The sequence below is a fragment of the Haloferula sp. BvORR071 genome, assembly GCF_000739615.1.
Lineage (GTDB): Bacteria > Verrucomicrobiota > Verrucomicrobiia > Verrucomicrobiales > Akkermansiaceae > Haloferula.
In genome coordinates, this window is the sequence record NZ_BATP01000030.1 from 50352 (window position 1) to 73588 (window position 23237).

Sequence of the window (23237 nt, forward strand, 5' to 3'; positions counted from 1 at the left end):
GCGTCTCAATCGAGGCTTCGGGAACGGGTGGCAAAGAGGCCGGAAGGCTTCCACTGCAAGAAGAGGATGATGGCACCGAGCACGAGGATCTTGCCGGTCACTGGATCGCCGAGGGTCTGTTGCAGCGATTGGTCCGACATACCGATGCCGATCGCGCTGATCACGGTGCCCATGATATTGCCCACGCCGCCGACCACGACGGTCATGAAGGAGTCCACGATGTAGTTCTGGCCCAGGTTCGGACCTACGTTGCCGAGCTGGGAGAGGAAGGCGCCGGCGAGGCCCGCGAGGCCGCTGCCAAAGGCGAAGGTCATCATGTTCACCCTTTGAGTGCGCACGCCCATGCAGGCGGCCATGCTGCGGTTCTGCATCACCGCGCGGATCAGCAGGCCCAGCGGTGTTTTGGTCAGCACCGCCCAAGTGAGGAAGATGATCAAGCCCGCGAAGGCGATGACGAAGACACGATTCCAGCCGAAGATCACGTCGTTGACCGTCCAGTTGCCGGAGAGGAAGGAGGGACTTCCGACTTGCACGTTGTTCGCGCCGAAGATCATGCGGAACAACTGCTGCATCACCATCGAGACACCCCAGGTCGCCAGCAGCGACTCAAGCGGACGCTTGTAGAGGAAGCGGATGATCCCGCGCTCCAAGAGAAGTCCCACTCCCGCTGCAGCCAGGAAGCTCGCGGGAATCGCCACCAGGAAATAGCAATCCCACCCGGTGCCGGAGAGGTTCATACCGGGGATGTCGATCTTCAGACCGAAGGGCGACATGTGGATGCCGGTGCTGAAGAGATTCTGGACCAAGTAAGTGGTGTAGGCCCCCACCGCGATCAACTCGCCATGGGCCATGTTGATCACGCCCATCAGGCCGAAGGTGATGGCCAGTCCCATGGCGACCACCAGTAGAATGCTGCCGAGCGAGATCCCGCGGAAGAGGGTGCCCGCCGTATTCACCCGCGAAATGTGCGCCGCGATCTCGCTCAGGGCCCGGTTGCAGGAGTCCGCAAGCTCCGTCTGTCCCGCTGCCTCCGCCTCAGACTTCACCGTCTTGATCGTGTCCTGCGAGGCGATCGAGCCCATCTTGCCGAGTTCCTCGACCGCCGCCTTGCGCACGGCGAGATCTTCAGAGCGCAGCTTGGTGATCGCGATGGCTTGCGTGAGCGCCGCCTTCACCTTGCCGTTTTGCTCGGACTTCAGGAGATCTTCCAGCAGGGGGAGCTTCGCGGGATCTTGTTCGAAGCCGGTATCCTCCACTGCCCGCAGGCGCTTCGCCACATCGGCTGATGAGAGCGCGAGACGGTCGGTCACGCCCTTCATCACCTTGCGTAGCCCGGAGTCCGTGTCCGCCAGATAGAGATCATCCTTGGTCGCGCGAATTGCAACGCCGTCTGCCGCGCTCAGCGGCTTGCCCGCGGCTACGGTGGCTAGCGCATACTTCTCCTCGGCATCGGGCCCGCCCTCCAGGGTGACGGCGGTGCTTGTGCCCGCATCGTCCTGATGGGTGTAGATCTCGCCTTCCTTCCACTTCGCGAACCAGTACGTGACTTCGTCCGGATCCGCCCCGGCGAGACTGGCGACGAGCTCCTTCTGCTTGTCCGTATCCTCGGTGACAATTGCCTCCGCGATGATCTCCCGGGCCGGGCGCGCCGCACTCGTCTGGGCTCGCAAGACCGGCAGGAGAAGCGGCAGGACAGCCCATAGATAGAGGACCTTGCGGCTCCAACGAATCCACTTGTCTGGCGACGCGAGCCTCATGGTGAATTTACGCAGAGCACCCGGCGTGCCACGTGGATCCTTGGATTCGTCACCTTAGGCTGCATGACGGATTCCGGATTATGGGTAAGCTGGTACGGAACTAGCATCTGCGGCGGGAAGCTCGACAAAGGGTGAAAATTGATGCACCCCTTCCGGGCTTTTGCGCTCCCTGAAGCGCCCCGCAGTCAAAGACATCCACCCCTTCATCCGCCGAACCCGCGACCTCTGCCATGCCCGGATCTTTCCTGCCGAAACCCTTCGCCCATTCCTACGAGATCGACCCCAGGTTCTCGAAAAGCGCGGTTTATTTTTCCTGCGAGTTCGCGATCGACCAGATCTTCAAGATCTACTCCGGCGGCCTCGGCTTCCTCGCCGGCTCGCACATGCGCTCGGCCGCGGCAATGAAGCAGAACCTCTGCGGGATCGGGATGCTCTGGACCTACGGCTATTATGACCAGGCCCGTGGCGAGGAACGCGAGATGGCGGTGCAGTTCCGCAAGAAGCAGTACGCCTTCCTGCAGGACACCGGCATCAAGTTCCAAGTCCCCGTCCATGGTCACCCGGTGTGGGTGAAGGCGATGTTCCTGCCGGGCGACGTCTTCGGCACGGTGCCGATGTTCTTCCTGTCCACCGACATCGACGAAAATGACGGCCTGTCGCGTGCGATCACCCATCGTCTCTACGACAACGACCCGCTGCGCCGCATTGCGCAATACATCGTGCTGGGTGCCGGCGGCGCCCGCCTGCTGGAAGAGCTGGGAGTGGACCCGGAAGTCTGGCACCTGAACGAGGCCCATGGCCTCTCTGCCGCCTTCCGCGTCTACGAGAAGCATCGTAGCCTTGAGGAGGTGAAGAAGCGCTTCGTCTTCACCACCCACACACCGGAAGAAGCCGGCAACGAAAAGCATGATTTCAAGCTGTTGCATGACTTCTCCTTCTTCGGCTCGGTGCCGATGGCCGAGGTGCGGCAGGTGACCGGCATTGCCGACGACGTCTTCAATCACTCGCTGGCGGCACTGCGACTCAGCCACCTGTCCAACGCGGTCTCAAAGCTCCACGGCGATGTCTCGCGCAAGATGTGGGAGACCTATCCCGGCATCTGCCCGATCACCCATGTGACGAACGCGCAGAACGCCAAGTTCTGGAAGGACCGCGGCCTCGAACACGCCCGGATCGACGGCGACACCGCCTCACTGGCCAGCCGCAAGCGCGAGCTGAAGTCCCGCCTCTTCCAGACCGTGGCGAACCAGACCGGCAAGCTCTTCAACCCCGACGCGCTGACCATCGTCTGGGCCCGCCGCTTCGCCGGCTACAAGCGCCCGGACCTGATCACCCGCGACATCCGGATGTTCCGCGCGCTGGTGAACAACAACGAGCGCCCGGTACAGATCATCTGGGCAGGCAAGCCCTTCCCCTTCGACTTCGGCGCGATCGAAACCTTCAACCACCTGGTCCAGACCACCAAGGACTTCCCGAATGTGGCGGTGCTGGTGGGCTACGAACTGGAGCTCTCGCGCCAGCTGAAATACGGCGCGGACATCTGGCTCAACAACCCGATCGTCACCCGCGAGGCTTCCGGCACATCCGGCATGACTGCCGCGATGAACGCTGCGGTGAATCTCTCCACCTATGACGGCTGGGTCTGCGAATTCTCGAAGGACGAGCACAACAGCTACATCATCCCGCCAGCCGACCTCAGCCTGCCGTCCGATGCCCGCGACCGCCACGACCTGCTCGGCTTCTACGAGGCCATGGAGAAGGCCCTGACGCTCTACTACGATGAGCCGGAAGCCTGGTGGAAACTGGTGCTGAACTCGATGAACGAGGTGGTGCCCTTCTTCGACTCCGACCGGATGGTCACGGAGTACTACGAGAAGATTTACGCATGAGGAAGGTAGTCCGCACACGCCGTGCGCGGACGAAGCAGTTCTGGCGTGCCGCATCCATGCACGGTGAAATGACGCTCTTCACAAGGCGTCATTTCTCGGACAAGTTTCTTTCAGAAGCTCGTCACGCCTTCAACCACAAGCACCCCGCCGTATCCGCGGCGGAGCACACCTTGGCGTGCCGTCGGCTCACCCGCCTCCACGCTCGCTTGATCTTCACATCTCCCCACATTCCTCTCTTCCGGCAGAGCACCGCGACCAGCCCGAAGAAGCGCCTCTCCAGCCGCTGCCTTGATCCATCAGCTCGCGAGCCGGCTTCCCTGCGGTAGTCGCTCTCCCCGCCCGCGTGGAAATTCCCTTTCGTCATGGGCCCTTCGTCTCCTCGCATACTGACGGCACTTCGCCGTGCTTGCAAGGACACCAAGCGACGGTCACCGGCACCGCGGTCACAAACCTCACCGGCTGGATCCCGGTCCCCTTGTGGCTGCCATCGCAGAAGGGCAGGTGGCCCGAATGCCCGCAGGCGCACCAGAAATGAACGCCCGCCTCGACCTCAAGCAGCTGCGGCTCGCTATCGCCAATGACGGGCTCCTCAGGCATGGCTAAGCAAGAACATGCCCGCTCCGCGCCAATCCGCGAGAGCCAAAGACGAAAGAAGCGGCCCACGCCGCTCCTCCATCAAATCAATCACTCCAAGTTCGCCACCGGAGCTTTCTCTTCCAAGCCCACTGACGCCATCGGCTTCTCTTGGGCGGCAGGCTTCGCGGCCTTCGCTGAAACTGGCACCGATCCGGGACCCGACTGGATGTAGGTATCGACCGGAACTTCGCTCAGGAATGTGGCAACCAACCAGACTGCCAGCAGGCTGGCGGAACCGGTGACAAAAAATCGGACTTTCATCAGAGAGCAAGGGTGCGGCTCATGGCCGGCGGAAGTTGCGGGACGGGCGCTATATGCCCGAGATACCTAGCAAAAGTAAAGTATATTCAACGTCTTGCCTGCGTTGGGGAGTGCCGCTTGCGGGGCGCGTTCCACCAGTTCCGCCGCCGGGAAACAAGGGCGAATTTCGGGACTCCGACGAAAGTCCTATCAGCGCGTCAAAACCACCGGCGCGCTGATGTTGCCGAAGCGGTCGACCGCGCTCACCGCCACCGCATCCGGAGCCGAGCTGAGGTCCACGCTCTTCGTTCCGGCGGAGACGACCTTGGCCATCTTCCACTGGCTGCCGTAGCGGGCTTGGATCGCATAGCGGGAGGTCGAGCGGTCACCACTCTGGATGTCCACCTTCACCGAGCTGCCATTGCCGGCCGCACTGGCGCTCGGCCGGCCCGGTGCCTGCTGGCTCATCCACGGCATTGGCGGCACCAGCGCCGCTTGTGAATAAGCTCCCTTGGCCAGCATCGTGGAGATGCCGCCGCGGTTCTGGGTCAGGCCCTTCACGCTCCAGTGGATGTGCCCGGCCCAGTTCTTGCCGATGCTCCGGGACAGGTCGACCTGCTTGGTAATCTCGCTGGCCGGGCGGCCGGGGTCTTCCGAGCTGTTGATCCGGGTGGTCGCGATCCCCGGCCAGACCGGGCGACTGCCCTGCTGGCGCCACCAGCCGAGCAGCGCGGAGAAGCTCTGCTTCCGCGGCTGGTCGCGCCAATAGAGCTGCGGCGCGAGGTAGTCCACCCAGCCGTTCGCCAGCCACTTGCGGGCGTCGCAGCCAATCTGCTCGTAGGCGTCGATCCCCGCCTCGATGCCTTCCGGCACGCCGGGCCGCCAGATGCCGAAGGGCGAGATGCCGACCCGCACCCAAGGCTTCCGCGCCTTCACGTCCGAATAGAGCTTCTGCACGAAGTCATCCACGATCTTGCGCCGGATCGCCGGGCTGCGGCCGTCCGGGAAGACCCGCCCGCCTTCCGGGTAGGGGTAAAAGTAGTCGTCGAGGTGCACGCCATCGATGTCGTAGCGCTGGACTACATCCAGGATCGCGCCGAAGGCCCGGGCGCGGGTCTCGGTCTCCGCCGGGTCGCACCAGACCAGATTGCCGTAGCGCTTCGTGATGTTCGGCGAGGCTTGGCAGACGTGGTTGGAGCAAGTGCCTTGGCTGGCATTCGAAAGCGCTCGGAAGGGATTGAACCACGCGTGGACCTCGATCCCGCGGGCATGGGCCTGGCGGACGCAGTATTCCAGCGGGTCATAGCCCGGCGACTTGCCCATGGTCCCGGTCAGCCACGGGCTCCAAGGCTCGCGGGAAGACTGGTAGACAGCATCGCAATGCGGACGCACCTGCAGGAGCAGCGCATTCATGTTCAGCGAGGCCATCCGGTCTAGGATCGCATCCATCTCCGCCTGCTGGGATCCCGCCGACATGCCACTTTTACTCGGCCAATCGATATTGTGCACCACCGCCGCCCAAGCCGCGCGGAACTCCCGCGCCGGCATCGGCGGCTTCTCCCCGGAGGGGCGGTAGGATTGGGCGTCAGCAACGCAGAGCGAGGATAGCAGACAGGCGAGGGCGGCGATCCGGGCAAGCATGGCGCTTTAGATGCCTTGATTGTCCGGGCCTTGCAAGCCGCTATGGCCCGCCGACCACTAACAACCCGACCCGGTGGTAAAAGACGGGAGGCACCACGAATCAAAACCCAATCGACACGAATGAAGATTCAGTTCCGGGGCTCTCTTGCCCGGATTCGTGTGGATTGGGTTCTCATTCGTGGTGCCTTCCACTCCTTGATTCTTGGATTTCTTATGAGGCGCTAAGGGTAGAGATAGGCTGCGGTGATCACTACCTTCTCCTCGTCGCGGCCGGAGACTTGGCGGCTGCCGATTGTTTGCGGGCTCCCTAGCAGGAACTTGGACGAGGCCTCGACCCGCACTCCGCCCCGGGCCTCTGCCCGATTGTCGAATTTGTAGCCGAGCTGGACGAAGGAGGGATCATCCAGGATCGGCTCGATCTTGAAGCTCATCTCCTCGCCATCGCGCGTGCCGTAAAGGGCGGCGCTTTCCCCGGATCTCGCGGTCAGGCCCCAGCCGCCGGATTCGGGATTGCTGGAGAGCCATACATCGTTGCGGATGTAACAACCAATCCCATCAACAAGCAGTTCGAAAAGATCATGATCCAAGGAGGCCCCGAAGAGGAGGACGCTGTGCGTGCGCGGGTTCATAACCGCAAAGTCGCCCTCACGGTCGAGGCTCATGCCTTTGCCCTTCATCACCGCGCGGAGATCAATGAACTCGCCCTGCAGCCATCCATCCCATCCACCGGGCAAGGACGGAGCTCCAACCTGTGGAGTAGCGGGTGCTTCTTCGGGGCCGAAGGGGTCCGGCGCGGCAGCCCCGCCCGCTTTTTCAATCCCTGCACTGGGTCCCGCGAAAAAATCCGGAGCCACATGGTAGATTCGCAGGTTCGGCGAATCGCCCGCCTTGGAGGCTTCGAACCCCTCCCTTCCAGCTTCAAGCGGCCAGCGCTCGATCCCCTTCTCCGTCTCCCGCCCGCGCGACTCGGAGACCGGGACGCCGTGGAAGAACTCGCGTGTGATGGTCGCAAATAGCTCCCAGCGTTCCTCGCCTGTGCCATGTGCGGCGATCCGGGTCCGCTCACCGTAGTGCACGGTGAAGCTCGTCTCCACGGCCCATCGCTCTCCATTCACTTCCCAAGCCCCCTTGAGGGCCGCATCGCCATAGCCGTGATGCCCGGGATCGAGCAGTCTTGCTTCCATCTCCAATCCCTCGCCCTCCGCAGTGGCCTGCTCCCCGCTCTGAGCTGCGAGTGCCACCGTCCGCAGCTTCTCCGCAGAACCGGTGGAAAGCTCAAAGCGTGCGCGCAGGGTGACCGGCAGATTGGCGAAGTTCATCAGCTCCCCCGCCATCAGGATGTCCGTCTCCGAGCCGCGGGCGACCAGCATCCCGGAGCGGGCATTCCATACCAGCCACTTGCCCGGCCACTTGCGGAAGCCGCGGAGGTCTCCGGGCTCAAAGCGTTCAGGCCGTTTATCGAGAATGCCTTCACCATCGTCCGGCAGCCTCGCACCCATGAAACCCCGTGAGAGATCCCACAGCTCGTCCCCCGGCTGGAAAAAGGCGGACTGGCCCGGCGGCTTCTTCAGCTTGGGAGTATTCCCCCACGACTCGTGGCTTGGAGCCACGTAGTCCAAGGGCACGCTCCAGGCGGCTGTGATCTCCGCGGCCTTCAGCAGCAGCGGGAAGATGAGCAGCACAAGCGCGAGGAGCCGGAGCTTCATGATCGCATGGTGGCTTTGCCGCGTTTTCCGTTCAAGCCGCGCTTTTGCGAGGCGCTCCCTGCATTTCGAATGTCCCGACGGAGGGTGTGAAACAGGGTCCGGGTTGCCAAAGCAGGAGCTTAGGCCGTGGAACAAGCGCGGAAATCATCCCAGTGGAAGGAGCTTGTGGCCGTGGTCGGGCGCGCCGTTCAGCGTGGACCAATCATACGCAACGCCTTTGGCGTAGATGGATTCTCTTGGCCGTTACCCGGGGTAGCTCGTTCCTCGCACCCCCCCGGGCTTTGTTAGGTAGTTCCGTTGGGACAAAGAGAGTCCACTCCGAGAAGGTCCCAGCTACGTAAAATCCCGCATGAGGCGGCAGGTGACGATTCCTTACGCCAACAATAAAACGCGGAATCGAGTTGTTAGACAGATTTAGACTAAACCCTTTTGGTTCGGCGGCAGTATAGAGGCCGACCCGGGTGGACAGCGTCCACCGATAAACCCTCGCGGTCTGATTCCGGGCATTTTGCAGTCCGGTCTCGACCGAAAACCTCGACCTCGACAAACCCCGAAAAACCCATGCGACACTTCCGCTCCCGGATGGTGCCATCGCCGCGTACTGCGCTGGCGGCACTGACCTTTCTAACCGCGTCGGCCCATGCCGGCACCTACAGCAATGATTTCAGCTCGGATCCCTTCTCGGCGGCCCTCCCGGCCAGCCAGAAGCTGACCGTCTTCTCGAACCAGGCGGCCGCCAGCCCGGACCGGCCGAGCTGGGTAGCCACCAATGGCAATCCCGGCGGCTACCTGAAGCTCACCGATGCGATCGGCAGCATCCGCTCGACCATCGTCTTCCCGGACTTTGAGCCCGGTTTCCCGGTCGCTGGCTTCCACTTCGCCATCGACTGCCGGATCGGCGGCGGCGGCGCGGCCCCCGCGGACGGCTTCAGCATCAACTTCGCCCGCGCGACCGACCCGGTCATCACCACGGGCACGCCCTATGCCGGCACGAACAATGTCGGCCACACCGAGGCAGACCGGCATGAGGAAGGCACCGCCAGCGGCTTGGGCATCGGCTTCGACGCCTACAACAGCGGCGGCGAGGACGTGATCGGCATCAGCGTGCGGGTGGACAACAACTTGCTCATCCAAGTCCCGGCGACGACCCTCAACGGTCTGGTCACCGATGCCACCTCGCTCCAGACCGGCCCGCTGATCACCGGCACCGCCGCGGAACGTGTGGCCGCGCTCGGCTGGGCCCGCTTCGAGGCCAATCTGGACCCCGTCACCGGCAAGCTCGACGTCTTCTGGAAGGGCACCAAGGTCATCGATGGGCTTGAAACCAATTTCTCTCCCAGCCCCGGCCGCCTCGTCTTCGGCGCCCGCACCGGCGGCCAGAACCAGGTCCACCACTTCGATAACGTCGAACTCCAGACCTTTCCGGTAGAGAAGGCCGCTGTCACCTCGTCCCGGGTGGGCCATGACGGCTACTTCTTCGAGATCACAGACTACAACACCACCTCGGTGGTCACGACTTCGGACATCGACTTCCTGCTGATCAACGGCGAGGAAGTCTCGCCGACCCAAGTGAGCAAGACTGGCGCCGTCACAACGGTGAAGTATGTGCCGCCGACGCCGCTCGCGCCCCACGCCTCCATCCCCTTCACGATCGAGGCCTCGGACCAGAACGCGAATCCGGTGACCCTGAATGGCACCTTGGTCACGCCGGTCTTCCCGCAGACCTTCTTCATCACGGACACGCCTACCCTCAACCAGTGGAACGTCCGCCAGCTCCGCGGCGGCACGGTATCGGGCAATCCCGTGATTAATAGCGCCCTCGCCATCGCGACGACTCCCCCGGGGACCGTCACGAATGTGACCGCACCCTACTTCAACTACTCCGACGACGCGAGCTTCGGTGCCCGCGGCTTCTTCAAGCGCGACGCGCTGATCCCGGCCAACGTCGCGGGGAACGAAGACAACATCGTCACCCTCGGCAAAACCAAGATCCAGATCACCCAGCCAGGCGACTACACCTTCTGGGTGCAGAGCGACGATGGCTTCGCACTGCGCATCAATGGCCAGACCTTCAGCAAGGTCGCCGGGAACGGTCTCATCGATCCCTCGGATTCTTCCACCATCGCCTTCTTCAATGGCACCGGGAACTCGAACACCCGTGGCGTGGTGAGCCTTGCCGCCGGAGAGTATGTCCTCGATTTCCTCTGGTTTGAAGGCACCAGCGACTCCTACGCGGAAGTCGCTTGGGCTCCCGGCGATCAAGCCGCGGATCCCGCCACCGGCAAGTGGTCGCTCGTCGGCGGTGCCGGCGATACGCCCTACTTCCCTGCTGCGCCGCTCGCCGCTCCGGCGACCGTTCCGAACGCCTGGGCAGTCCGCAACTACTACAATGCGGGTACCGTGGCGAGCCTCCGCGCAGCCTTCACCCTGATCGCAAGTCCGGGTGCCGCCAGCGTCACCGATGCCACCCCCCCGATCGTCAACTTCCGCGATCCGCAGAATGCTGGTGCCGATGGCATCTTCCGCAATAACATCCCCTTCCCGATGGAAGCGTCGGTGCCCGGAGTGGATGACAACCAGTTCGTCACCGTCGCACGCTACGAGTTCACGGCTCCGGCAGCAGGTGATTACAGCTTCGGCGTCACCGCGGACGATGGCGTGGCCTTCCGCATGCTCGGCGGCCCCTACCTGATCAATGGTGCCGGCCCAACGAACCTCAACAGCGGAATCGATCCCCTCGACAGCACCGCCTTCCTGAACTCCGGCGCCAGCGGCGAAACCAGCTTCGGCGTTTACCGGATCGCTGCCCCCGGCACCTACACCATCGAGGTCGTCCAAGTCGAGCAAACCGGCGGTGCCTCGATGGAAGTGGTATGGACCCAAGGGAACTTCGTGACCGTCAACTCCACCTCATCCTGGAAGCTGCTCGGCAATGCAGCCGATCCTTCCGTGCCGGTGGCCGCGCCGATCCTGCCTGTGAACCTGTTCGATCCGCTGGGTCTGGCACCCGCGAATAACTGGGCAGTCCGCTTCTACTACTCGCCGACCACGATCGCCAGCCTCACGGCAGCGATCACGGCGATCCAGACTCCCTCGACGCCCTTCCAGTCGGGCACCACGCCTGCGCTGAACTACCGCAATTTCGTGGCGGCCGGACAGACTGAGGGGACCTGGGTGAGTGGTATCTTCTACGCCACTAGTACTACGGTCGCCTATCAGACTCCGCCGGAGACCCAGTTCATCGGTGCTCCCGGACTGGTCGACAACGCCGCTGCCATCGCCACCTCGCGGATCGTGATTCCGACCACCGGGCTCTACACCTTCGGGGTCAACTCGGATGACAGCTTCGCCCTGAGGATCCTGAATGCGCCGACCGGCTTCATCAAGACCAACGGCAATGCCACCATCGACTCCGCGCAGACCAACACGGTCTACCGCTTGACCGGCACTTCCAACGCCCGCTCGGTGATCAACCTGCCGGCTGGCCAGTATGACCTGGAGTTCGCCTACTATGAAGGCACGGGCAATGCCCAGTTCGAGCTCTACGCCGTCGCCGGGGATGTGACGAACGATGCGGATACCACCAACTGGCGCCTCATCGGTGGCACCGGCGGCCTGGCCCTGGTGGCCCAGCCCTCCGACACGCCTCCGACCATCGGTACCGTCGGAATGAACGCCCAGACCGGAGCCTTCAGCTTCTCTTGGAACTCCCAGGCAGGCGCGACCTACAAGATCCAGTACTCGGCCAACCTGAGCGCTTGGTTCGACTTGGAAGCCGCTTACCCCGGCCAAGCGGGCACCACCACCTACAGCGGCAACATCTCCGCCCTCACCCAGACGCCGGACAAGCAGAAGATCTTCTTCCGCCTCTCGCAGAACTGAGCTGAAGCGCTAGAGACCAAGTTCCCATACATCCCCGATCCGCCGAAGCGCGCGGGTCGGGGATTTTTTTGCCGCACCTCGCCCTTCACCGATGCTCCTTCTCTTTTTCCTCTTGGGTCTTGTATCGGGCCACCAGCGTTACCTTTTGCTCCTCCTTTCCCGGCAGCACCAAGCCGGCGATTGGCAGCGGCTGGTCCCGTAACAAGCTAGCGGTGGATTCCAAACGCTGGAACTTGCCGGGGCTCATCTCGATATCGCTGCGAAAGCGGAGGTCCACGATGAAATCGCCACTCCCGATGGTCGGCTCGATCTCGAAGACACGCTCCTCTTCCCCCCGCGAGCTCATCAGGGTAGCCTTCTCTCCCGAGCGGCTTACCACCCCACAGCTCTCGCCTCCGCTGGCGCTAGCTTCGATCCAAAGGACGACGGGCAGATAGTGGCAGCCACCATCAACGAGGACTTGGAGAAGCTTCCAATCCTCCAGATTCGTTGCCGTGAACAATCTACCGCTCGAAGTCTGGAACCCGGCAAATGCACCTGGTTCGCTGAGCTTGAACCCCTTTTCGCGCAAGGGATTACGGGCATCCACCACCGGTTCCTTCGCCCATCTGTCAAAGAATGCTGGCACTTCAGTCGTAGGAAGCTTCCCACGATCCGCACCAAGGCGCTCCAACCAGTCCGGTGCCAAGTGGTACATCCCCACCACTAACCCGTTTTCATTCAGCTCGGGCGGATCTCCTCCCGCGGGCCGCGGCCAGATAGCGAGAGCCCCGGCACTTTCCTGCCACCGGCTGCTGGCCACGGGCACGCCGTGCAGGTACTCTACCGTAGGAGTGGCGAATAGCTCCCAACTGCCCGTCGCGTCCGTATGACGGGCAATCCGCACACGCTCGCCATCCCGCACGGTAAAGGCGCAATTGAGAGTCCAATTCGTTTCGCCCGCCGACCATTTCAGCGCCAGCCGTTCATCCACGTAATCGGAATCCCCGATGGTTCCCTCCACTACCATTTCCGAATGATTGGAGATCATCGAGCCCTTCTCTCCGCTCCGCGATGCGAGGGAAGCGCTGGCAGTCTTGCCATCCGCTCCGTTCACCATCTCCACCTTGGTGCGCAGCAGCTTCGGCAAATACCTCGCCTCGACGATCATATCGATCATGCCGAGATCCGGCTTCTCGCCACGCGCGACGATCATCCCTGAACGCGCATTCCATACCACCCACTGTCCCGGCCACTTCTCAGGCTCGGCGGGTTCGGCGTCAAAAGGCTCGGCATTGATATAACCCAGCGATGATCCCTTGATCACACCCGAGAGATCCCACAGCTCGTCGCCGGGCCGGAAGAAGGGGGAGGCCGAGGGAGGTTTGTCGAGCTTGCGGACCCCCTCAGTCTCATTGGGACTGATGCCAAAGGCCTGAATCGGCAGCTGCCAGCCTGCCGTCATCGCGGCGTGTACGAGAGCGCCCGGCAGGAGGAGCAGCGGCACGAGGAGGCTTGGGACGCGGAGCTTCATGCTCCCATCCTTCAACAGCCGTCAGCGTGAAGCAAGCAGCGGCTCGAGGCCCCGTCCTGGTCTTCAGCCGTTCAGCTTGGCCAACGACTTCGGCAGGAAGACGCCGTCCTTGCGGATCACCTTGCCGTCGAACTTGATCTCGCCGCCGCCGTAGTCCTTGCGCTGGATGCAGACCATGTCCCAGTGGACCTGCGAGCGGTTGCCATTGTCGGCTTCCTCGTAGGCTTGGCCGGGGGTGAAGTGGAAGGAGCCGCCGATCTTCTCGTCGAAGAGGATGTCGCGCATCGGATGCTTGATCGCGGCATTGTAGCCCAGTGCGAACTCACCGATGTAGCGGGCGCCCGGATCGCTATCCAGGATCTTGTTGATCTCCTTGGTCTTGCCCGGGGATTCCGCGGCCACGACCTTGCCCTTCTCGAAGGTCAGCTTGATCGAGTCGAAGGGGATGCCCTGATAGATGGTCGGCGCGTTGTAGGAGATCACGCCATTCACGGAATCCTTCACCGGCGCGGTGAAGACCTCGCCGTCGGGGATGTTGTGCTCGCCCGCGCAGACGATGGCGGGGATGTCCTTGATCGAGAATTTCAGGTCGGTGCCGGGGCCGGTGATATGGACCTCGTCGGTCTGGTCCATCAGCTTCTTCAGCGCGGTGGCGGCGGGGACCAGACTCTTGTAGTCCACCAGGCAGACGTTGAAGTAGAAGTCCTCAAAGGCCTCCGTGCTCATCCCGGCCTGCTGGGCCATGGAGGGGGTCGGCCAGCGCAGCACGCACCACTTGGTCTTCTTCACGCGGTGGTCGATCACCTGGCGCATGTGCTTCATCGCCAGCTTCATGTTCGCCGCCGGCACATCGGCGCTTTCGGCGATATTGTGGCTGCCGCGGACGGCGATGTAGGCGTCCATGTCCTTCATCTCCGCCAGCAGATGCTTGGAGATCAGCTTGTACTGATCCTCCTCCGCGCCCTTCAGCATTTCGCGGGTCAGGCGCGAGCTGTGGATGCGCAGCACCGGAAAGGCACCCTTCGCGCGCGCCTCGCGGACCAGCGCCAAGCCGATCGAGTCCGGCACGTCGTAGAGATCCAGCAGGATCTTCTCCCCCTTCTTCAGGGCGGTGGAGTAACGGACAAGCTGACGGGCGAGTTGGTCGATGCGCGGGTCGTGCATGCGTGTGCTTAAGCAAAGCTCCCCGAAACGCCCAATCCGAAAAGCAAGGTGCTTGGTTTTTAGATCGTTCCGGGCGAATCCGGCGGGGGCATCAGCCGGGAGATTGGCCCCCACAGCTTGCGGTGCCGGGCCACCCGTTCGGCTTCAATCTCCTGCTTAAGCCTCTCTCCTTCCTCTTTTGACAGCCCTTTGCCTCCTTGGAGCCATTCGAGAGCACGCAACGGGGATACCCCGCGGCGGTTCGGATCCGGCTTGTTTTGCGAGGGATCGATGGAGGCTTCTTTATCAGCTCCTCCTCAATCTCTCAAGCAACCTAGTCGCGGCCATGGAATCTCTTGGGAATCTTGGGGCCGACGTGATATAAAACCAAGGTGGCGCACGAACCCGGCAAGTGAGGTGGAGCAAGGCTCGGCGCGGCTATACTGGTGGGCTGCTGGCTCATCTCACAGCTGGGGCCTCTTTCCTATGTGGGCGCTTTTCTCCCTTTCGTTCTGGCCGCCTTGCTTTGGAGAAACCATCGCCGCTTGGCTTGGGTCTGCGCCCTGATCAATCCGCTGGCCTTGGCCACCGTGGTCCCGCTGGCGGGCTATTTCATCGGAACGGCTGCTCTCGGCTTCCATGGACTGCCCGGGATCTCTTCCTTCAACTTGGATCGGGAAACCTTCCTTCCAAGGCGGGGCGGTGGATGTGTGTTCAGCGGCGGCGAATGGCTGAGCGACGGATGGGGGAATCAGGTGCTGCGGACCTGCGTTTCGGTCTTCGGACCGATGCGGGGATCACCGAGCAGCTCTTACCCATCGGACGGAGAACTCATCGGAGCATGGCAGAGTCCGGAAGAGCTTTCACCGGCAGACCTTCAGAAAGGAAGCTTCTCCATCGGGGGCGTCGCCCGTGATGTCCCTGCGGACGAAAGGCTCTTGGAGAACTTCGCGCCATGGGCCGCGAGCGAAATCGACGAGCCAGCTACGAGGATCCTCGCCAAAGACTTTGGCGGCAGCGCTTTCGCCATTCGGATCGCGGCTCCCGCCGACGGGTTCAGGGAAGGTGAGATGACGATCCTTTTCGGAGACTCGCCTGCGAGAATCATCGGCTATTTTCCTTCAAAAGAGGCTCGCTCTTGGCGCCGGTTCCCTCCGGTCCAGCCCGGCGCCAAGGAGTGAATTCCCGGGTTTGGCCCTTGGCAGAAAGCGTCAGCCAAGGCTTCCTCCCGCCATGCGTCTTGGGATCCTTGGCTCCGGCTCCGGCACGAACATGCAGGCGATCCTGGATGGGGTCGCGGATGGGTCGATTCCGGCGGAGATCGCGCTGGTGATGTCCGACAATCCGCAGGGTTACATCTTGGAGCGGGCGAAGAAAGCGGGGATCCCGACGGCCCTGATCGATTGCCGGGGTTTCAAGTCGAAGTATCCGGAGGAGGCGCAGGCGGAAACCGCTGAGACTCTGAGGGCTGCGGGAGTGGACCTAGTCTGCCTGGCGGGCTTCATGCGGCTGGTAAAGGCACCGCTGCTGGAGTCCTTCCCGGAGCGGATTATCAACATCCACCCTGCGCTGCTCCCCGCATTTCCGGGTCTGCAGGCTTGGCGGCAGGCACTGGAGGCCGGGGTTCCGGAGACCGGCTGCACGGTCCACTATGTGGACGGTGGGATGGATACAGGCCCGGTAATTTTGCAGGGCAAGGTGCCGGTTTTAGCCGGGGATACGCCGGATTCGCTGCACGAGCGGATCTTGGAGCAAGAGCACCGGATCTACCCGGAAGCGATCCGGATGGTCCTGGCCCGCCTCGGGATCTAACCCCATTTCTCCCGGCTTGAAAGGGGGGCTGGGTGCCGCTAGCGTCCGCGCCCCGGCCTGCCGGCTTCTCAGTCTTACAAGCACTCTCGTTTGAAAATTAGTGCTTAGTAATTAGTAATTTACGTCCAATGCCAAAGGTCTTCATACGTACTTACGGTTGCCAGATGAACGAGCGCGACTCCGAACAGGTCGCGCAGATGTTCACGGAGGGCGGCTACACGGTTACCGGTGAGGAAGCCGATGCCGACGCGATTCTGGTGAACACCTGCTCGGTGCGCGACCAAGCGGAGCAGAAGGCGCTGGGCAAGATGGGCACCATGGGCAGCTACCGGCGGAACAAACCGCACGTCGTCTTCGGCTTCATGGGCTGCATGGCGCAGAGCCGCGGGCCGGAGCTCTTCGAGCGGATCCCGCACCTCGATGTGGTGGTGGGCACGCAGAAGTACCACAAGGTTTTCGAGTATGTGGACACCATCCTGCAGCGGCGCCTGCACCGGCGGATGGATGAGCTGGAGCTCTCCCTCATCGGCGAGAGCGTCTGCGATGTGGAGGAAGAAGCGGGATCCCAGAACACGATCCGCGATCACATCCCGAAGGATCTCAACGCCTCCGCCTTCGTCTCCATCATGCAGGGCTGCAACATGCGCTGCTCCTTCTGCATCGTGCCGGACACCCGCGGCAAGGAGCGCGGCCGGCCGATCGCGGAGATCGTGGAGGAAGTGAAGCGCCTGCGCGATCACGGCGTGAAGGAGGTCACCCTGCTCGGCCAGATCGTGAACCTCTACGGCCGCACCGAGTTCGAGAAGGTGGATGGCAAGTCACCCTTCGTGCAGCTCTTGGAGCAAGTGCATGCAGTGGATGGAATTGAGCGGATTCGCTTCACTTCGCCGCACCCGATCGGCTACCGCGATGATCTGGTGGCGGCCTTCACCTACCTGCCGAAGCTGTGCCCGCACATCCACTTCCCGATGCAGAGCGGCTCGGACCGGATCCTGAAGGCGATGCGGCGGCCGTACAAGAACGAGAAGTTCGTGGAGATCTGCGAGAAGATGAAGGCCGCGCGGCCTGGAATCGCGATCACCACAGATATCATCGTGGGCTTCCCCGGCGAAGAGGAGGAGGATTTCCAAGCCACGGTGGATACCGTGCAACGCCTGCAATTCGACAATGCCTTTGTCTTCCGTTACTCGAAGCGGAAGGACACTCCCGCCGCGGAGATGGAGGGCCAGCTCGAAGAGCGCGTGAAGGAAGAGCGCAACCAGCGGCTGCTGGATGTGGTGAATGAGATCGCGAAGGCGAAGCACCAGGCGCTGGTCGGGACGGTGCAGCAGGTTCTCTGCGAAGGACCGAGCAAGACCAACAAGCAGCGGCTGAGCGGGCGGACGGGGACGAACAAGATTCTCATCTTCGATGGCGATGCCCACAAGTTGACCGGGAAGATGCTGGAAATCCGGGTGGAGGAGAGTACGGGCTTCACGCTGTACGGCAGCGTGTTGTGAGGCAGGGTCGAATCATCTCGACCTTCAACTTCCGCTTTGCTAGAAGCGTGACAGTTTGCTCCCCGCGACCGCTACTTGGCATATCATCCAAGGGCGTATCCCGCGGGTGGCGACCGAAGCCATGCGCAGCTCCCCCGTATTCCTCCGCCCGGGCTTCCGCCCGGTGATCTCGAACAGGCTCCTGTCGGCCGCAGTGGTGCTGGCCTGCGGATTGGCTATTGTGGAGGTGGCCGGCGCCGCCGCCAGGACCGCCACTTGGATCGGCGGTGACGGGGACTGGGACAGTGTCTATGGCGGCGAGAGCTGGTCGACCGCCGCCTCGCCCGACACCGACGACAATGCGATCTTGAACACCGACCACACCGTCAGACTCATCATTTCGAAGCCGTGGATCCTCACCCACATGGTCGGCTCCATTAACATGTCCGGCAGCTGTACGCTGAAGCTCAACAACCGGAGTATCAACGTGGCCGGGCTCACCAGCGTCAGCGGCAATGGAACCCTCCTGGATGGCGCGGGTCTCAGCAGCCTCTTGTTGAGCCGGATCATCACCGTGAGCAACGGCGGGACCATCTTCCTGGATGGCGGGACTATCATGTTGAGGTCGGTGACCGACAGTTCCAGTTTGACCATCGGCACCGGCAGCATGCTTTCCGGCAATGGCGTCATCACCACGGAAGAAAATTACAGCCCCCCGCTGTCCTCCAACATCGTCAACAACGGCCTTATCGCTGTCAGCAAGCCCTCCGTTCTCCCCACGACTCCGCCCGAGCCAGGGGAGCTGCGCATCGCCCCTAGGAGTTACTATGGTTTTGGCCACTTGGACCTCGATGGTTCCACGGAAGCCGGCGTGGTCACCGTCGGCCGTAACCAGACCTTTATCACCGATCTCCCGCTGGCGGATGAGTTCAATGGAAGCCTCTCGATGTTCCATGACAGCCATCTTGAGATCGGGAGCAATTCGAATCCGATCCACTGGAGCCTTGGCAGCGGGGGAACCATCGAAATCGACAACGGAGCCACCACTGGCACCGGTGGCGCTCCTGCGGGCACCGCCACCATCGTCGGCGCGGGCTTCACGCAAACCGGCGGGACCATCAGCGTGGCGGATGCCGATGGCACGCTGCAGCTCGACGTGCCGTACACTTTCAACGGCGGCCTGCTCAACAACCAGGGGCGAGTCATTCTCAAGAAGAATGCCAGCATCGGTGCGGGTGCCAGCTTCGTCGGCACGGGCACGCTCAGCATCGCGGAGGGCAGCGAGGTGGTGACGGAGGCGGGAGCCAATACTGATACCGCTCTCGAGCTGCAAGGATCTCTCCGTATCGGCAGCGCCAACACCATCGCCGAGGTCACCGTGCAGAAGCTCCAAATGGGGCCTAGCGGGAAGCTCAACGTGGACATCACCGGCACCAGCCCCGCCCAATACGACCGCGTGACGGTCAATGGCGTCGCAGAACTCAATGGCACCCTGAGCCTGCGTTTCGGCGAGGAGTCACCGGGCGTTCCCTTCGTTCCCGCGGTCGGGCAAAAATTCAACATCCTCTCCGCCAGCGGCGGAGTCACGGGTACCTTCAAGACGCTGGATACAAGCGCCACTCCCAGTGGGCTCGCCTTCAGGATCAACTACCTTTCCACCGGCGTGGAGGCCGAAGTCGTCAGCGACGACAAATACGAACTCTGGATCAATCGCTTCCCCGCGGTCGCCAGTTCCTCCGATCGCCTCTATACTGCGGATCCCGATCAAGACGGCTTGAATAACCTCATGGAGTTCGCTCTCGATGAGGACCCCTCCAGCGGCAAGCTCAACGGCAAGGTGGTCACCAAGATCGCCTCCGTGAATGGCGAGAAGGCGCTCACCCTTACCTTCCCCGTCCACAATGCCGGTGCAATTTACGACTCGCCCGAAGGCGAGTTCCTGGTAATCGGCATGATGGAGCCTTATCTTCACTACAAGGTCCAAGCTTCCGACGACCTCGTCACCTTCCCCATCAACGTGGACCAGGTGAGCGGCGCGGATGCCACCGCCATTCAGGCCGACCTGCCCGCGCTGGGTGCGGGCTGGAGCTATATCACCTGCCGCAGTCACGGTCCGCTCGCGGGCAACCACCTTGGATTCCTGCGGCTGGATATTTCCGAAGGTCCGCTGCCGCCTTAAACATTCTTGGCCTTGGCCCAGAGGCGGATGTCCTTCTTGCCTAAAGCCGCCGCCATTAAGTCGGGGAAGCGATCCGGAGTGCAGGCGAAGACCGGGATGTCCATAGCGGCGAACATGGCGGCGTTTCTCTCATCGGAGAAGGGCTTCCCCTCATCGCTCAGCGCCAGCAGCGAGATGAAGTTCACCCCGGACTCCTTGATCCTTGCCGCGGCCTTCATCATCCCCGGCACACTGCCGCCCTCGCAGAGGTCGGAAACGAGGATCATCACCGTATCCGCGGGCCGCGTGATCAGCCCCTCGCAGTAGCGCAGGGCCTTGTGGATATCCGTGCCGCCGCCGAGCTGGGTGCCGAAGAGGAGGTCCACGGGATCCTTCAGATCCTGGCTGAGATCGACGACCGAGGTATCGAAGAGGACGAAGCGGGTGCTCAGCGCAGGCATGGAGGCCATCACGGCGCCGAAGATCGAGGAGTAGACGACGGAGGGGGCCATCGAGCCGCTCTGGTCGATGCAGAGGATGACGTCGCGCAATGAACTACGACGTCTGCCGTAGCCGATCAGAGTCTCCGGCACAATGGTGCGGTGCTCGGGCAGGTAGTTGCGTAGGTTCGCGCGGATCGTGCGGTGCCAGTCGATCTCGGTAAGGCGGGGGCGGCGGTTGCGCAGGCTGCGGGAGAGTGCACCTTGGACGGCCTGGCGGGTGGGCTGCTCCAGCTTGCGCATGAGTTCATCGACCAGCTTGCGCACGACCATGCGAGCGGTCTCGCGGGTCTTCTCCGGGATGATGCGGTTGAGCGAGATCAGGGTGCTGACAAGATGAATGTCGGGCTCAGCTTGGCCGAGCACTTCCGGCTCGAGCAGCAGTTGCTTGAGGTCGAGACGCTCGATCGCGTCCTTCTGCATCACTTGAACGACCTCCGCGGGGAAGTAGCGGCGGATATCCCCAAGCCAGCGAGCGACCTTCGGGTTCGAGCCGCCGAGGCCACCGCGCTTCCCTCCCGCATCGTAGAGAGCCTCCAGGGCCTCATCCATGCGCTGGTCTTCCGAAGACAGGGAAATGCCAAGCGAGGAGGCCGGCTCCGAGCCCAACACCAAGCGCCAGCGGCGGAGACGTTCGGAGTCGTTCATAGGGATAAGGGCAGGCCGAGGAGTTTGGCGACCGCTGCGGCGGCGGGCAGGGCGCGCTGAAGATCGAGATCGCTCGTCACCGATGCGGCGGCGGGAGCATGCGCGCTGATCCCTTGTGCGACCGAAGCGGCAATGCGCGAGCGCTCAGGCGGGGCGAAGGTGCCGAAGGTGCGGCGCACGAGAGGCAGGATGGTCTGGAAGGCATCGGCATCGAGCGAGGCCAGCCAGGAATCCACGAGACCCAACAAGGCGCGATCGTGAACAAGGAAGCTGCCGCCACCCTGTAGGAAGCCTTCGAGCCAATTGGCAGCGGCAAGAGCAGGCATACCGGGCGAGAGCGCGAAGCCCAAGTGGCGCGCCGCGGCTTCATCATCGAGATGCGCGGCATCCCGCAAAAGGCGCACGGCATGACCGCGCATCTTGGGATGGACTTGGGTGGACTCCGTGAGCTTGCCGAGGACGGCGTGGAAGTCTTCGATGATGGCGGTGTCTTCCAGCATCGCGAGGGCCGCACTGAACTCGCGGACCGAAGCGGAGAGCTGGTTCGCGGCATCGTCATCGATCCCACTCGCGGCAGCGGGCAAACCGGCATGAATGCGCGCGGCGAAACCTGCCAAGAGGCGCGAGACCGCAGCGGCATCGGTCGCGCGGACATCCCCATAACGGGAGATGCGGGCTAGGGACGGCACCGCATCCAACAGCTCCGAAATATCGTGCGTGGTGGCAGCCGCCGCATCGAGTTGCCGGAGCAAGAACTCAACCGCCAAGGGCAAGGCACCGAGCAGGGCAAGATCGAGGCGTTCGGTGATGGCATCGAGGCCGGCCTGGCCTGCGACTTCATTCACCAGACGACGCGAGGCTGCGGTCTCGATGGTGTTGCCGAAGGCCGAGGCATCGATAACCGAGACTGCCAGTTCAGGCTTCCACTGGAGCGACCAGCGCTCCTTGAAGGTGCCGCGGGTGCGGGCGTTCTCCTTCCTGCCCCAATGGATCTTCAGGGCCAGCAAGCGGTGGAGGAAGATACTGCGGGCCCTCCCGCCATCCTCGCGGAGGTCGAGCTCCACGGGCGTTACGGAAGCGGCGGGCTTGAGGCGGAGCTTGCGCTGTGTGGCATCGATATCCTGCTGCAGGGGCAGCGATGGCAGGCCCTCGGGAAGCTGGCCCAAGCGGGTGCCGATCAAGAGCGGCGCGCGCAGGAAATCCAGCGGCAAGGGATCGCCCTGGCAGAAGACGGATTGGATCGACTCCAGGGTTTCGTCGAGACCGGGCAGCGGGCGCCCACGCATGCCGGCAAGGGAATTGGCGAGCCGCACGGCTTCGATCACTGAAGCGGAGGAAGCTTCCTGACCTTCCTTGCGCAGCACCCGTGCAGCACGGGTGAGCCAGGAAATGATGGGATCTTCTTCATTGCGCCAGAGGTGCGCATACCACCCGGGCGAGCGGATCCCCGCAGCATAGCCACTGGCCACCGCGAGACGCTCGTCGGTCCATGGGATCCAAGTCGCGGCGACCTTGTGCTTGGGCAGCGTCTTCAGCAGCGCATTGTCATCGGCGACCTTGAAAGCGCCTTTCAGAACCGGTGCGTGCCAAGCACCGCAGACCACGGCGATCTTTTCGGGGCCTTCCTTCTCGGCGGCGCGCAAGCACTTCCGCATCCACGCCTCGCGCAGCAAGGTCTCGCGAGATTCGGGTATTGCCAGATCGCCACGCAGGGCAGTGACCGCTTCAAGAATGGCCTCGAAGAAGTCCGACTGATCTCGCCGCTCTTCCACGCGGTCGTTCCACCAGCGCTCTCCATCGGTGTAGCCATCCGCCTTGGCAAACCACTCAAAGGGATCGGTCTGCGGAGGAATGACTTCTTCTTCCTTCCCTTCCTCAGGCTCTTCACTCTCCGCTTCTTGCTCTCCGCTATCATCCCGTAGCGCGAACATGTGCGCGGAGGGCAGATCAAAGCAACGGATGGGAACCCCGTTCTGAACAGCCCAACGCACCGATTGCCATTCCGGCGAGAACTCTGCGAAGGGATAGAAGGCGGCCTTCTCCGGAAGGTCACTGCGATGGAGGAGGATGGCCACCGGGGGCTTCATCGCCTCATGCGCGGCATGGACGAGCAAGGGCTCGGCCTCGGCAGGCATCTCGATGAGGAGCAGCTCCGGCTGCAATGCCTCCAAGGCGGCCAGCAGGCTGCGCGCGCAACCCGGGCCGTGGTGACGGATGCCGAAGATCGTCGTCAT

General features: G+C 62.8%; 14 protein-coding genes. 5 read left to right on the plus strand and 9 right to left on the minus strand.

Features of this window, described 5'->3' with window-relative positions; genetic code table 11:
• Positions 1-5: 5 nt before the first annotated feature.
• Positions 6-1757, minus strand: coding sequence for an urea ABC transporter permease subunit UrtB (urtB, locus tag BV071_RS16605; RefSeq protein ID WP_035609452.1), 1752 nt, complete (start codon positions 1755-1757; stop codon positions 6-8).
• A 230-nt stretch (positions 1758-1987) separates the two neighbouring features.
• On the opposite strand from urtB, the gene glgP reads away from it, so the two are divergent.
• Positions 1988-3646 (plus strand): alpha-glucan family phosphorylase, encoded by a 1659-nt coding sequence (gene glgP, locus BV071_RS16610; RefSeq protein ID WP_035609454.1) that lies wholly within the window; start codon positions 1988-1990, stop codon positions 3644-3646.
• Positions 3647-4006: 360 nt separating this feature from the next.
• Here glgP and BV071_RS16620 read toward each other — a convergent pair whose 3' ends face one another.
• The 4 genes from BV071_RS16620 to BV071_RS16635 form a co-directional block, all read right to left on the minus strand.
• Entirely contained in the window at positions 4007-4243 is a 237-nt protein-coding gene (locus BV071_RS16620) for a CDGSH iron-sulfur domain-containing protein (RefSeq protein ID WP_035609460.1), read from the minus strand.
• A gap of 87 nt (positions 4244-4330) precedes the next feature.
• Complete coding sequence (locus BV071_RS35470; RefSeq protein ID WP_265594525.1) at positions 4331-4543, minus strand: hypothetical protein; 213 nt, start codon at positions 4541-4543, stop codon at positions 4331-4333.
• A 189-nt stretch (positions 4544-4732) separates the two neighbouring features.
• Positions 4733-6163: a family 10 glycosylhydrolase gene (locus BV071_RS16630; protein ID WP_035609464.1), complete on the minus strand. Its 1431-nt coding sequence runs from the start codon at positions 6161-6163 to the stop codon at positions 4733-4735.
• 221 nt (positions 6164-6384) lie between these two features.
• Entirely contained in the window at positions 6385-7869 is a 1485-nt protein-coding gene (locus BV071_RS16635) for a hypothetical protein (protein ID WP_035609467.1), read from the minus strand.
• 561 nt (positions 7870-8430) lie between these two features.
• Between BV071_RS16635 and BV071_RS16640 the strand changes: the two genes are divergently transcribed.
• A complete protein-coding gene (locus tag BV071_RS16640; protein WP_081886049.1) occupies positions 8431-11751 on the plus strand; it encodes a hypothetical protein in 3321 nt (1106 codons plus the stop codon).
• A gap of 85 nt (positions 11752-11836) precedes the next feature.
• On the opposite strand, the gene BV071_RS16645 is transcribed toward BV071_RS16640, so the two are convergent.
• Together BV071_RS16645 and BV071_RS16650 are read right to left on the minus strand one after the other, a co-directional pair.
• A complete protein-coding gene (locus tag BV071_RS16645; protein ID WP_035609472.1) occupies positions 11837-13264 on the minus strand; it encodes a hypothetical protein in 1428 nt (475 codons plus the stop codon).
• Positions 13265-13327: 63 nt separating this feature from the next.
• Positions 13328-14428, minus strand: coding sequence for an aminopeptidase (locus BV071_RS16650; RefSeq protein WP_035609475.1), 1101 nt, complete (start codon positions 14426-14428; stop codon positions 13328-13330).
• 1212 nt (positions 14429-15640) lie between these two features.
• On the opposite strand from BV071_RS16650, the gene purN reads away from it, so the two are divergent.
• The 3 genes from purN (at position 15641) to BV071_RS16670 (ending at position 19876) form a co-directional block, all read left to right on the plus strand.
• The gene (gene purN, locus BV071_RS16660) at positions 15641-16219 is read left to right on the plus strand and encodes a phosphoribosylglycinamide formyltransferase (RefSeq protein WP_035609481.1); all 579 of its coding nucleotides are present in this window, start codon (positions 15641-15643) and stop codon (positions 16217-16219) included.
• A gap of 128 nt (positions 16220-16347) precedes the next feature.
• Positions 16348-17718 carry a tRNA (N6-isopentenyl adenosine(37)-C2)-methylthiotransferase MiaB gene (gene miaB / locus BV071_RS16665; RefSeq protein WP_035609484.1) on the plus strand — a complete coding sequence of 457 codons (1371 nt, stop codon included), beginning with the start codon at positions 16348-16350 and terminating at the stop codon, positions 17716-17718.
• Positions 17719-17839: 121 nt separating this feature from the next.
• Positions 17840-19876 carry a hypothetical protein gene (locus tag BV071_RS16670; RefSeq protein WP_265594526.1) on the plus strand — a complete coding sequence of 679 codons (2037 nt, stop codon included), beginning with the start codon at positions 17840-17842 and terminating at the stop codon, positions 19874-19876.
• On the opposite strand, the gene BV071_RS16675 is transcribed toward BV071_RS16670, so the two are convergent.
• Together BV071_RS16675 and BV071_RS16680 are read right to left on the minus strand one after the other, a co-directional pair.
• A complete protein-coding gene (locus BV071_RS16675) occupies positions 19873-21003 on the minus strand; it encodes a VWA domain-containing protein (protein ID WP_035609493.1) in 1131 nt (376 codons plus the stop codon). The genes BV071_RS16670 and BV071_RS16675 overlap by 4 nt on opposite strands.
• Positions 21000-23237, minus strand: a complete 2238-nt coding sequence (locus tag BV071_RS16680) for a DUF5682 family protein (protein ID WP_035609496.1) — start codon at positions 23235-23237, stop codon at positions 21000-21002. The genes BV071_RS16675 and BV071_RS16680 overlap by 4 nt, the downstream gene beginning before the upstream one ends.